The sequence below is a fragment of the Tabrizicola sp. genome (genome assembly GCF_016792905.1).
In the GTDB taxonomy this organism is placed as follows: domain Bacteria; phylum Pseudomonadota; class Alphaproteobacteria; order Rhodobacterales; family Rhodobacteraceae; genus Tabrizicola.
The window spans coordinates 1-12,045 of the sequence record NZ_JAEULP010000047.1; the positions used below are offsets into that span (position 1 = coordinate 1).

13 protein-coding genes are annotated in these 12,045 nt (G+C 67.4%); 3 read left to right on the plus strand and 10 right to left on the minus strand.

Annotated elements, in window-relative coordinates:
- Positions 1–113 precede the first annotated feature (113 nt).
- The 3 genes from JNL31_RS10110 to JNL31_RS10120 form a co-directional block, all read right to left on the minus strand.
- A complete protein-coding gene (locus tag JNL31_RS10110; RefSeq protein WP_294972885.1) occupies positions 114–1,244 on the minus strand; it encodes an aminotransferase class V-fold PLP-dependent enzyme in 1,131 nt (376 codons plus the stop codon).
- 79 nt (positions 1,245–1,323) lie between these two features.
- Positions 1,324–1,782: an Lrp/AsnC family transcriptional regulator gene (locus tag JNL31_RS10115; protein ID WP_294972905.1), complete on the minus strand. Its 459-nt coding sequence runs from the start codon at positions 1,780–1,782 to the stop codon at positions 1,324–1,326.
- A gap of 8 nt (positions 1,783–1,790) precedes the next feature.
- Positions 1,791–2,249, minus strand: coding sequence for an Lrp/AsnC family transcriptional regulator (locus tag JNL31_RS10120; RefSeq protein ID WP_294972887.1), 459 nt, complete (start codon positions 2,247–2,249; stop codon positions 1,791–1,793).
- A 127-nt stretch (positions 2,250–2,376) separates the two neighbouring features.
- Between JNL31_RS10120 and ilvC the strand changes: the two genes are divergently transcribed.
- The 3 genes from ilvC to JNL31_RS10135 all read left to right on the plus strand — a co-directional run bounded on the left by ilvC (position 2,377) and on the right by JNL31_RS10135 (position 4,664).
- Entirely contained in the window at positions 2,377–3,399 is a 1,023-nt protein-coding gene (ilvC, locus tag JNL31_RS10125; RefSeq protein ID WP_294972889.1) for a ketol-acid reductoisomerase, read from the plus strand.
- Positions 3,400–3,508: 109 nt separating this feature from the next.
- Positions 3,509–3,826: a hypothetical protein gene (locus tag JNL31_RS10130; RefSeq protein WP_294972891.1), complete on the plus strand. Its 318-nt coding sequence runs from the start codon at positions 3,509–3,511 to the stop codon at positions 3,824–3,826.
- Between the two features lie 61 nt (positions 3,827–3,887).
- Positions 3,888–4,664 carry a hypothetical protein gene (locus tag JNL31_RS10135; protein ID WP_294972893.1) on the plus strand — a complete coding sequence of 259 codons (777 nt, stop codon included), beginning with the start codon at positions 3,888–3,890 and terminating at the stop codon, positions 4,662–4,664.
- A gap of 16 nt (positions 4,665–4,680) precedes the next feature.
- Here JNL31_RS10135 and JNL31_RS10140 read toward each other — a convergent pair whose 3' ends face one another.
- From JNL31_RS10140 to JNL31_RS10170, 7 genes are all read right to left on the minus strand, one after another.
- Positions 4,681–5,154, minus strand: coding sequence for a hypothetical protein (locus JNL31_RS10140; protein ID WP_294972895.1), 474 nt, complete (start codon positions 5,152–5,154; stop codon positions 4,681–4,683).
- Positions 5,151–5,966, minus strand: a complete 816-nt coding sequence (locus JNL31_RS10145; RefSeq protein ID WP_294972896.1) for a hypothetical protein — start codon at positions 5,964–5,966, stop codon at positions 5,151–5,153. The genes JNL31_RS10140 and JNL31_RS10145 overlap by 4 nt, the downstream gene beginning before the upstream one ends.
- Before the next feature lie 175 nt (positions 5,967–6,141).
- Entirely contained in the window at positions 6,142–7,485 is a 1,344-nt protein-coding gene (gene glmM, locus JNL31_RS10150; RefSeq protein WP_294972898.1) for a phosphoglucosamine mutase, read from the minus strand.
- A complete protein-coding gene (gene folP / locus JNL31_RS10155) occupies positions 7,482–8,498 on the minus strand; it encodes a dihydropteroate synthase (protein WP_294972899.1) in 1,017 nt (338 codons plus the stop codon). The genes glmM and folP overlap by 4 nt, the downstream gene beginning before the upstream one ends.
- Before the next feature lie 46 nt (positions 8,499–8,544).
- A complete protein-coding gene (locus JNL31_RS10160) occupies positions 8,545–9,447 on the minus strand; it encodes a dihydroneopterin aldolase (RefSeq protein ID WP_294972900.1) in 903 nt (300 codons plus the stop codon).
- Between the two features lie 88 nt (positions 9,448–9,535).
- A complete protein-coding gene (locus JNL31_RS10165) occupies positions 9,536–10,159 on the minus strand; it encodes a cell wall hydrolase (RefSeq protein ID WP_294972902.1) in 624 nt (207 codons plus the stop codon).
- Between the two features lie 187 nt (positions 10,160–10,346).
- Positions 10,347–12,045: putative PEP-binding protein (locus JNL31_RS10170; RefSeq protein WP_294972903.1), on the minus strand; the 1,699-nt coding region annotated here is incomplete at its 5' end.

The window sequence follows — 12,045 nt, forward strand, 5'->3', positions numbered from 1 at the left end:
TGCCCGCGCGCCCGGGGCGGCTTTGGCTGCGGCGCGCAGGTGTTGGGGTGTGGTCGCGGGGGGTTGCCACCCCCCCTCCCCCTCCGCCCTCGGTTGGGGGGGGGCCAACCCACCTATCCTTGCAACACCGCATCCACCGCTTGCTTCAACCGCGCCACCGTCCCATCCACGTCCTTCAGCTTGTCCAGCCCGAAGAGGCCAAGCCGGAAGGTCCTGAACTCCGGCCCCTCGCCCACCTGCAAGGGAACCCCCGCTGCAATCTGCAGGCCTTCGGCCCGGAACTTCGCGCCGTTCTGCACCTCGGCGTCGCCGGTGTAGCTCACCACCACCCCCGGCGCCTGGAAGCCCTCGGCCGCAACCGACGGCACCCCCTTTTCCGCCAGCATCGACCGAACCGCGCGGCCCAGGGCCCATTGCGCGGCCTTCGCCTCGGCAAATCCCATCGCCTTCGTCTCGGCCATCGCATCCCGGAAGCCCACAATCGCATCGGTCGGCATCGTCGCATGATAGGCGTGGCCGCCTTTCTCATAGGCCTCCATGATCGCGCGCCATTTCTTCAGGTCCAGCGCAAAGCTCGACGACGTGGTTTCCGCCAGCCGCGCCTCGCCCGCAGGCGACAGCACCACGATCCCCGCGGAGGGCGAGGCCGACCAGCCCTTCTGCGGTGCCGAGATCAGCACATCCACGCCCGTCGCCGCCATGTCGACCCAGACGCAACCGCTGGCGATGCAGTCCAGCACCATCAGCGCCCCCACCTCATGCGCCGCCGTCGCCATCCGGGTCACATAGTCATCCGGCAGGATGATCCCCGAGGAGGTCTCGACATGCGGCGCAAACACCGCATCCGGGCGAACCTCGCGGATTTTCGCCACCACCTCCTCGATCGGCGGCGGGGCGTAAGGCGCCCGCGCATCGTTCCCGGCCTGCCGCGCCATCACCACGGTCGTCTCCGCCGCGAATCCCCCGGCCTCGAAGATCTGCGTCCAGCGGTAGCTGAACCAGCCGTTCCGCACGATCAGCGCGCGGCCTGTCCCGAACTGCCGCGCCACCGCCTCCATCGCATAGGTCCCGCCCCCCGGCACCAGCGCCACGGCAGAGCCCTTGTAGACCTCTTTCAACATGCCCGAGACATCGCGCATCACGCCCTGGAACCGCGCCGACATGTGGTTCAGCGAGCGGTCGGTGAAGACGACCGAGAATTCCTCCAACCCCTCCGGGTCGATATGGGCGTGCGGCAAAGTCATGGTGGTTCTCCCTTTTCTTGCGGCCAACCTAACCAAGCTGCCGCGATTTGGGTAGGGTGCGTGCTTGCAGGCACCACGGCTACCCCAAAGGCCCCGGCCTGCGCTCCTCGGTCAGCAGCACATTCGCCTCGACGTTGCCCACCCCCGGCAGCGTCATGATCCGGCGGCGCAGCACCCGCTCGAAATCCGCAAGGTCGCGCGCCACGACCCGCAACCGATAGTCGAACAGGCCCAGCACATGCTGCACCACCTGCACTTCCGGGATCGCCTGTACCGCGCGCTCGAAATCCTCCAGCGAAACCCGGCCCTTGGTGGCAAGCTTCACCCCCAGGAACACCGTGACGCCAAACCCCAGCTTCTCGCGGTCCACCTCCACCGCGATGCCCCTCAGTACCCCTGCCTCTGTGAGCCGCCTGACCCGCCGCCAGGCCGCAGGCTGCGACAGCCCCAGCCGCCGCCCCAACTCCCCCGCCGAGAGCCGCCCATCCTCTGCCAGCGCCCGCAGGATCGTCCGGTCCATGTCATCGAGGTCAATCACGCCGAAAGTCATAGGGGCAGCCCCCCCGTCTCCTTGATCGTGGCCACCAGCATCAGCGCTTCCACCTCGGCGATATGCGGCAGGGTCAGGATCCGCTCGCGGTAGATGCCGGTCCAGTGCCCCATGTCCCGCGCGATCACGTTCAGCCGCACGTCCACCCGGCCAAGGAAAGTCTCGATTCCGATCACCTCCGGCACCTCGCGCGCCGCCGCGATGAATTCGTCGAAGGCCCGCGGGTTGGTCTTGTCCAGCGTGAAGCGCAGGCTCACCTCCACGGCATAGCCGAGCGCCCGCCAGTCGATCACCGCCGCTTCCGCCTTGATCACCCCGCCCTCGCGCAGCCGGTCCAGCCGCCGCCACAGCGTCGCCGCCGTCACCCCGGCCCGCTCGGCCAAGGCTGCCCGCTCCAGCCCCGGCTCGGCCAGCCAGTGCCGCAGGATGCGGCGGTCGGTGTCGTCGATCTGCATGAAAATCTCGTCCTGTGCGATCCTTGCGAATGATCTTTCGCATACTCTGCGCAAATCGTCAAAAATTGCACGGTCCGCAGCCGCCAGATCGCTATTGTCCCCCCATCACCACCAAGGAGGACGCCAAATGCGCGTTTACTACGACCGCGACTGCGATGTGAACCTGATCAAGGACAAGAAGGTCGCGATCCTCGGCTATGGCAGCCAGGGCCACGCCCATGCGCTGAATCTGCGCGATTCGGGCGCCAAGAACCTCGTCGTCGCGCTGCGCGAAGGCTCGCCCTCGGCCAAGAAAGCCGAAGGCGAAGGCCTGAAGGTCATGGGCATCGCCGAGGCCGCCAAATGGGCCGACCTGATCATGTTCACCATGCCCGACGAACTGCAGGCCGAAACCTACAAGAAATACGTCCATGACAACCTGCGTGAAGGCGCCGCGATTGCCTTCGCCCACGGCCTGAACGTGCATTTCGGCCTGATCGAGCCGAAAAAGGGCGTCGACGTCATCATGATGGCCCCGAAGGGCCCCGGCCATACCGTCCGCGGCGAATACACCAAGGGCGGCGGCGTGCCCTGCCTCGTGGCCGTCCACCAGGACGCGACCGGCAAGGCGATGGAGCTTGGCCTCTCCTACTGCTCGGCCATCGGCGGCGGCCGCTCGGGCATCATCGAGACCAACTTCCGCCAGGAATGCGAAACCGACCTCTTCGGCGAACAGGCGGTGCTGTGCGGCGGTCTCGTCGAACTCATCCGCATGGGCTTCGAGACCCTGGTCGAAGCCGGCTACGAACCGGAAATGGCCTATTTCGAATGCCTGCACGAGGTGAAGCTGATCGTGGACCTGATCTACGAAGGCGGCATCGCCAACATGAACTACTCGATCTCGAACACCGCCGAGTACGGTGAATATGTCTCCGGCCCCCGCATCCTGCCCTATGACGAGACCAAGGCCCGGATGAAGGCGGTCCTCACCGACATCCAGACCGGCAAATTCGTTCGCGACTTCATGCAGGAAAACGCCGTCGGCCAGCCCTTCTTCAAGGCCACCCGCCGGATCAACGACGAACACCAGATCGAGAAGGTCGGCGAGAAGCTGCGCGACATGATGCCCTGGATCAAGAAGGGCAAGATGGTCGACAAGGCGCGGAACTGATCGCGGGCCCGGCCACGGAACCAACCGAAAGGGCGCCCCCGGGCGCCCTTTTTCTTTGCGGCGGCAGCACCGCTGCGCCACAGTCGGCCAGCCCTTCGAAGGATAACCGATGCGCCGCTGGATCCCCATCGCCCTGATCGTCCTCGCCGTCCTCTGGTTCATCCTGACCAACGTCGGCTCCTCCATGGCCCTGTCCGACATCACGACCCGGCCGATCCTGGCCTTCGCCAAGGACGGCCAGCGCGTCCCGGTCCAGCAGCCCGGCCAGCCTGCCGCGGAAGGCGAAGCGCAGGTGCAGGGCGGCGAAGGCGTACTGTTCGGCTACCGTTTTGCCTACCGCCTGCCCGGCGGCGAAACCGTTCTCTGCTCCATCCGCTTCCGCGGCCTCACCTGCACGGGGGGCTGGACGCCCGAGCGCAAGCCCTGACCGCCGCTTGACGTCCGCCGGTGCCCCTGCAACCCTTGGTCCCGACCAGAGGGGGACAAGAATGCCGACACTCCTGATCCTGATGCCCACCTCCGGCCAGATCGACACCCCCGCCGTCCACAGCCTGCTCGGCCTGACCCAGGCCCTGCCCAGTCGCGGCATCCCCTTCGCGCTCAAGACCTACGAATGGTCCGATCTGGTGATCTCGCGCAACTACCTGATGTCCGTCTTCCTCGCCGACAAGAAGTTCACCCATGCGCTCCTTCTCGACAGCGACATGAGCTACCAGCCGCAGGTCTTCTTCGACTGCCTCGCCTTCGACGCCGATTTCACCGTCGCCCCCTACCCGCAACGCCAGATGCGCTGGAGCACCTTCCGCAGCCTGATCGAACGCGAGGCGCTGAAGCCCCCCGCCGAACGCGCGCCCACGGAAAAGCTTCTCGCCGAGAGCCTGCGCTACAACGTCCAGCAGGTCTTCGACGCGGGCCAGGCCTGGCCGGATGAGGTGCGGGACGGCTTCCGCAAGGTCCCGGGCGCGGGCACCGGCTTCATGCTGATCCGCCGTGCCGTGCCCGAGCGGATGGTCGAGGCGGGTGCCGCGCTCCCCGTCCCCGGCTTCAACGGCCCGGGCTATCCCGGCGCGGATTTCCACGATTTCTTCAGCCACCTGCGCGGCCGTGGCGGTGCGGTGATGCACGGCGAGGATACCAGCTTCTGCCGCCGCTGGATCGAAGGCTGCGGCGGCGAGATCTGGTGCCACGAGACGGCGAAGATCACCCATCACGGCAACCTGGCCTATCCCGGCGACTATGCCCTCGCCCCGAAATCGCGCGGCTAGGATCGGGCGCGCAATCTTACTTGGCCAGTGCCTGGAACCCGGTCGCCGGGGCCCAGGTCCAGGACTCCGCCCCCTCGCGCCCGGGATCGGCGGCCAGCGTGACCACGTCCTCGGCGATCGTCGCCGTAAGTTGCCCGCAACTCGTCACCGGCCCCTGCGGTTCGCCCGGCAAAAGGCCCATCTTCACCACATAGTAGTCCAGCGGGTCGCCGTCGTCGCAGCTGTGCGTCCCCGTCGCTTCCACCACAAGGATTGCCCCGCCGAACAGGGCGGTGGTGTCGGGCCCATCCGCCATCGCCACGATTTCAAGATCCGCCCCGGACAGGATGTCGAGCAGGCCGTCCTCCGGGAACCCGATGCTCAGGACCTCCATCCCGTCGATCTCGCTGATCTGCGCCACCTTGTCATCCACCGGCAGCGTCACATCCTGCCGCCCGGCGAAAGCCGCGGTCGCGGTCAGCAGCCCTCCGGCCAGCAGCAGCGGCTTCATCCGCCGACCGCTCCCCGCAGGGCCGCCATCGCCTCTGCAGGCCAGAGGTTGGTGTCGGTCGGCCAGAGATGCGGTTCGATCTCGCCCTCGACGTGCCATGCGGCAAACACCCCTTCGGTTGCGGGATGCAGGTACAGTAGCGCCCAGTCTGCCTCGCAGGTGTATTTCAGGCAAGCCTGTCCCAGATAGCCCTCCGCCGTCAGGTCGCCCGAGCCAAGATCGGAAATCCGTTCGGCATAAACCGGGTAATCGGCCCCGAGCCCCGCCTGCAACGCCGCCAGCACCGGGGCCAGCTTCATCGCATCGACCGGATGCGCCTGGGCGAGAGATGACACCGCCTCCCAGCCCGCGCCCGGATCGGCGGCAAAGTCCTCTGGCGAGGCTTCGGTCAGGCCCGTGGTCGGGTTCCAGACCCAGACCGCGCCCGGCTCCGACGGCAGGGGCTCGGTCGCAAACACCAGCGCCTCGGGCTGCACCTGCATCGTGAACTCGCGGCAGCTGTCCAGGGGTCCGTACAGCGCCGGGGCCGATCCCTCCGGCAGCGCCAGAACGAAGGGCGCCGCCCCGCAGGCATTGCCACCCGCGCCCGCCACCCCGGTGACGACTGTCACGCCGCCCAAGGTTTGCGTGGCTTCGTCCAGGTAGATTACCCCGTTCTCGTGCAGCACCTCGCCGTCGACCAGAAGCGCCGCGCTGCCCATGCCGTCATCGGTGACGCTGATCTTGTGTCCGGCAACGGTCACATCCTCGGCAATGGCAGCCGTGCCCCAAAGCACCGCCATCACGCCCAGTCCCACCCTCAGCTTCTGCATTTGCCGCCCCGTTCAATCCTGCTTCTTCGCTCGCAATTTGCCCCGGCCCCCGGCTCTCCGCCAGAACGGAAAGCCTGACCATCCGGCTCCCTGGCAAAAGTTAAGACCACCTTAACAGGAATGCCCAACCCATTGCTTCAAAACCGTATTACAGAAATGTCCACCGTGGACAGAGTCAGACCGCAGCCTCCACCGCCCCCACGATCTCGTCCACGACCGCCGCCAGCAGCGCCTCGTCCTCGCATTCCGCCATGACCCGGATCAGGGGCTCCGTCCCCGATTTCCGGATCAGGATCCGCCCCCGCCCCTCGATCCGCGCCTCGCTCGCCCGGATCACCGCCTGCACCGATGCCACCTCCAAGGGTCGCGCACCGGCGGTGAAGCGGACATTCTTCAACATCTGCGGGACCGTCGCGAAGGACCGCGTCAGCTCCGACGCAGGCCGCCCCGTCCGCACCATCTCCGCCAGGAACTGCAACCCGGCGACGAGGCCATCCCCGGTGGTCGCATAGTCGGTCATCACGATATGCCCGGACTGCTCGCCCCCAAGGTTGAACCCCCCCTCCCGCATCCGCTCCACCACATAGCGGTCCCCCACCGCCGTCCGTTCCAGCCGCAGCCCGCGTCCTTCGAGGAACCGCTCCAGGCCCAGGTTCGACATCACCGTCGCCACCAGCGCCCCGCCGGCCAGACGCCCGTCCTCGGCCCACCGCGCCGCGAGGAGCGCCATGATCTGGTCCCCGTCCGCGACCCGGCCCGTCTCGTCCAGGATCATGATCCGGTCGGCATCGCCATCCAGCGAAATCCCGACATGCGCCCCGTGGGCCACCACTGCCTCGGCCGCCGTCTCGGTATGGGTCGACCCGCAGCGGTCGTTGATGTTGGTGCCGTTCGGGGCGACCCCCACCGGGATCACCTCGGCCCCCAACTCCCACAGCACCTCCGGCGCGCACCTGTAGGCCGCCCCGTTCGCGCAGTCGATCACCACCTTCAACCCGTCCAGCCTGAGCCCGTTCGGAAAGCTCGTCTTGACGAACTCCTGATACCGCCCCCGCCCGTCCTCGATCCGCTTCGCCCGCCCGATGTTCTCGGGCTTGGCGGGGGCAATCTCCCCCTCCACCATCGCCTCGATCTCGGCCTCCGCCGCGTCCGACAGCTTGAAGCCGTCCGGTCCGAAGAACTTGATCCCGTTGTCCTGGTGCGGGTTGTGGCTGGCCGAAATCATCACCCCCACATCCGCCCGCATCGACCGCGTCAGATAGCCCACCGCCGGGGTCGGCACGGGGCCCAGGAGCAGCACGTTCATCCCGGTCGAGCAGAACCCAGCTGTCAGCGCATTCTCCAGCATGTAGCCGGAAAGCCGCGTGTCCTTGCCGATCACTACCCGATGCGCCGCGGACCCGTCCCGGCGGAAATACCGCCCCGCCGCCGCGCCCAATTTCAGGGCCAGCTCTGCCGTCATCGGCCAGCTATTCGCCCGCCCCCGCACGCCATCGGTGCCGAAAAGCTTGCGGCTCATGCCTCTTCCTCCAGATGATCGGTATTCATCGCCTGCCAAAGCCGCAATGCCTGCCGCGTCTCCGCCACATCATGCACGCGGATGACCTGCACCCCCTGCGCCACCCCCTGCAATGCCGTGGCAATCGAGCCCGGCGCCCGGTCCTGGGGCTCGGCCCGACCGATGGCCCCGATGAACCGCTTGCGCGAGGTGCCGAGGAGGATCGGGCAGCCAAGCCCATGGAACAGCGACAGTCCCCGCAGGAGCGTGAGGTTGTGGGCCTGCGTCTTCCCGAAGCCGATGCCGGGGTCCAGCATGATCCGCCCACGGTCGATCCCCAAAGCCTCGGCCCGGGCCAGCCGGGCTGCCAGCCCATCGTAGACGTCCAAGAGCACATCCCCGTAGCGCGGGTCATCCTGCATCGTCGCAGGCACCCCTTGCGCGTGCATCAGGATCACTGGAACGTCCGTCGACGCCGCCAAGGGCCCGAGAGTCGGGTCGAAGTCGAAGGCCGAGACGTCGTTGACGATGCTCGCCCCCGCCTCCAGCGCGGCTTGCGCCACGGGTGCTTTCCGGGTGTCGATGGAAATCGGGCAGGTCAGTCCCCCGGCACGCAATGCCGCGATAACTGGGGCAGTGCGGGCGATCTCTTCCTCGACCGCCACCTCCACCGCTCCGGGCCGGGTGCTTTCGCCGCCGATGTCGATGATTTCGGCCCCGTCCGCCATCGCCCGGGCCTGCGCGACTGCCGCTTCCGCCGCAAGGAATCGGCCGCCATCGGAAAAGCTGTCAGGCGTCACGTTCAGGATGCCCATCAGCCGGGGGCGATTCATGGACAGGCCGGCGAAATCGGTTCGGGGAGCAGTCAGCCGGTGGAGAACCGGCTCGGGAACCTCGGACGCCGCAATGATCCGGCCCGTTGCCGCGCGGGACAGAACCTCGACCCGGTCGAACCAGCACCAACCGCCAGCCAACGGCAACGCAGCCTTCGGACGGGCAGGATCGGTCATCGCGATGGGGCGGAAATACTCCATGGCCTTGGGAGTGGCCGATGCCAAAGCCCTTGGCAAGGGGGAAGCGTCAGGCGCGTTTCACCGGGACGCGGCTTCCTGCCGGGACTGCAACCTCGCCGTGAACAACCAGTGCCGTGGCCGACATTGTTTCCGCGAGCCACAGGGCAAGGCCCACCGGATCGCTGCCCTTCGGCCCGTCGACGGCATCCAGCACCAGCTTCGAGGGCGCCCAGACCACCGATTGCCCGCGCTTCATCGCCCAGTCGATTTCCGTCCGCGTTGCCACAACCACGCAGCGCGGGTCACGGGCGGCGAGCGTCCAGGCGTTCTGCTCCATCGCCAGCAGATCCACCCGGCGCTGGGTCGGCTTGTGGCCCGTCACCGGACGCGGCAGGTCCGGCAGGCCCACCGTCAGGATCAGCGGCAATCCCTCGGCCAGAAGCGCGTCGAGCCGGGATGAAAGATCGGCAGCATGGATCGTCGCGTTGTCGAGGTAGACCACCAGCGGATGCACCGCCTCCATCCCCTCGTCGCCGTGCTTCTGCACCGGATGCTCGGCGCGAGAGCGCACGATTTCCACCCCCAGCGCATAGGGTCCGACGTCCAGCTTCTCGATCCTGATGAAGACCCGCATCGCGGCGGGCTCGGCCAGGATGTGATCGGCCACCCGCTCGGCCAGCGTTTCCAGCAGGTTCAGCCGCTCCGCTGCCAGTTCCGCCGCAATGGATTCGGTGATCCGGTCATAGCTGAGGATGCGGTCGACATCGTCTTCCAGCGGCTCCGTCACCGGGCGCACTTCGACCACGACATTGAAGCGCAGGCGCTGCTTGTGACCGCGTTCCTTCTGGAAAGCGCCGATATCGGCCTCGACCACATGGTCGCGCAAGCTGATCCGGTCGCGCGGCGCCGCCCCGGCCGAGGCTTCGGCCCGGTCTTCCGGATGAGCGAAGGCCAGCTCTATGTCCGACATGGGGGCTCCTGACGCGGTTCGGCCCCTCATACCACGCGCGGCGGGCGAACCAAGCGATAAGGCGTCAGCTATGCCGCGATTGGCGACATCAGCCGCTGGCGCCAGGCTGCCGGTAGAAGAGATGCGCGCCGATCGAAGCCGTCTTCGCAAAACGTTTCGACCAGCTGGGCCTGACGCCCCGGGTGTGGAAATGCGTCGCCCCGTCGGTCAGGATGCGCGGCGCCCCGTCCAGCATCGCCCGCGCGATGCGGCCCGCTAGGTCGCGGGCGCCCTTCTCGCGCATCTTGGTCGTCCCGCGGCAGACGTAGGAGAACTGGCAGCCGCCGCCACCCCGCTGCTTGACCACGCCGCAGACCGTGCGCGGGTAAAGCGGGCTGTCGACGCGGTTCAGGATCACTTCGGCGACGGCGATCTGGCCCTCCAGGCTTTCGCCACGGGCTTCGAAATACAGCGCCTGGGTCAGGCATTCCCATTGTTCGTCACCCGTCGGTTCCGGCCGTGCCATCAGCCATTCCTCGGTGATCCCGTCGGTCATCGCGATGGCAGGCAAGGGGCCGTTCAGGTCGGGCGCGGGCAGGCGCGTCAGGTCCGGTGAGTAGGCCGCGGGGGTCGGCATCAGGCCGAACATGCCGGTCGTCCAGCTGGCGTCAGCCGCAGCGGTGTTGGCTGCCAGGGCCATCGCCAGCGCGAGGGTCGCAAGGTCGCGTTTCATTCTGCTCTTCCGTTTTGGTTTCCCGGCGGAAGTCTCCCCGCCTTGGCAAGCTGGCGGCGACGTAGGGGAACGACGGGCATGGGTCTACCCGCTGTTGCAGAATTGCCACGGATTTCAATGCTGCATGAGCGAAATGCCGCCGAAAATCGGGGCAAATTCCTTAAGAATCAGTTACAAGTAACTGATATTAAATATCTTTCTTCCTGTCGTTGAGCGCAAGATGCGCCGCCGCCAGACGCGCCATCGGCACGCGGTAGGGCGAACAGGACACATAGTCGAACCCGGCGCGGCGGCAGAAGTCGATGGATTCCGGGTTGCCGCCATGCTCGCCGCAGATCGACAAAGTCAGATCTTTCCGGGTCTTGCGCCCCCTCTCGGCCCCGATGTGCAAAAGCTCTCCCACCCCGTCGACGTCCAGGATGTGGAACGGATCCTCGGGGAACACCCCCTGCCGGACATAGGTGTTCATGAACCGCCCGGCGTCATCGCGACTCAACCCGTAGGTCATCTGGGTCAGGTCGTTGGTGCCGAAGGACAGGAAGGCCGCATGCTGGGCAATCTCGCCCGCCCGCAGCGCCGCGCGCGGGGTTTCCACCATGACACCCAGCTTGTAGTCGAAGCCCGCCCCCGCCTTGGTGCGCACCATGGCCGCCACGGCGTCGATCCGCGTCTTGACCAGTTCCACCTCACGCCGGGCACTGACCAGCGGGATCATGATCTCGGGCACCACCGGGGCGCCCCGGCGGGCGGATTCCAGCGTCGCCTCGAAGATCGCCTGCGCCTGCATGTCGTAGATTTCCGGCAGGACCACCCCCAGGCGCACCCCCCGCATGCCCAGCATCGGATTGACCTCGGTCAGGGCTTCCGCGCGACGGGTGACTTCGGAAAGCGGCCGGTCCAGCGCCTCGGACAGATCGCGCAGGCCTTCACGGTCCTGCGGCAGGAATTCATGGAGCGGCGGGTCGAACAGGCGGATGCAGACCGGCAATCCTTGCATGATTTCAAAGAGCTGCACGAAATCAGCCCGTTGCATCGGCAGAAGGCGGGCCAAGGCCGCCGCCCGGTCGCCCGGCGTGTCGGCGAAGATCATCTCGCGCATGACGACCAGCCGGTCCTCGTCGAAGAACATGTGCTCGGTCCGGCAAAGCCCGATGCCCTGCGCCTCGAACTTGCGCGCCGTCTCGGCGTCGGCTGGGGTGTCTGCGTTCGCCCGGATGCCGATGTCACGCACCTCGTCCGCCCAGGCCAGGAGCCGACGGAAACTGTCGTCCAGGGCCGGTGGCAGCATCTCGGCCGCCCCGGCCAGCGCCTCGCCCTTCGATCCGTCCAGCGTCACCACGTCGCCCTCGCGGAAGACGCGGCCATCCGCTGCGGTCAGCTTCCTGTCGCGCGCATCCAGCCGGATGTCCGAAGCGCCGACCACGCAGGGCAGCCCCAGCCCGCGCGCGATCACCGCCGCATGGCTGGTCATCCCGCCCCGTTCCGTCAGCACCGCGGCCGAGGAATGCATGCCGCGAATGTCCTCGGGCGAGGTTTCGCGCCGCACCAGAATGCAGGGCTCGCCCTTCGAGGCGCTGGCCTGCGCCGCTGCCGAGGAAAACACCAGCTTGCCCGTCGCGGCCCCGGGAGAGGCCGCAATCCCCCGGGCGATCACGTCGCGTTCGCCGCGCGGATCGACCTGGTGGTGGAGGAGTTCCGACAGCGCGCGGGGTTCCACCCGCAGCACCGCCTCTTCCTTCGGGATCACCCCATCCTCGGCCAGCGCCACCGCGATCCGCAGGCCCGCCCGGGCCGAGCGCGCGACACGAACGGCGTCCAGCACCGCCAGGCGGCCATCCTCGATGGTGAACTCGACCTGCATCTCCTCGCGCAGCCGCGCCCGGCAG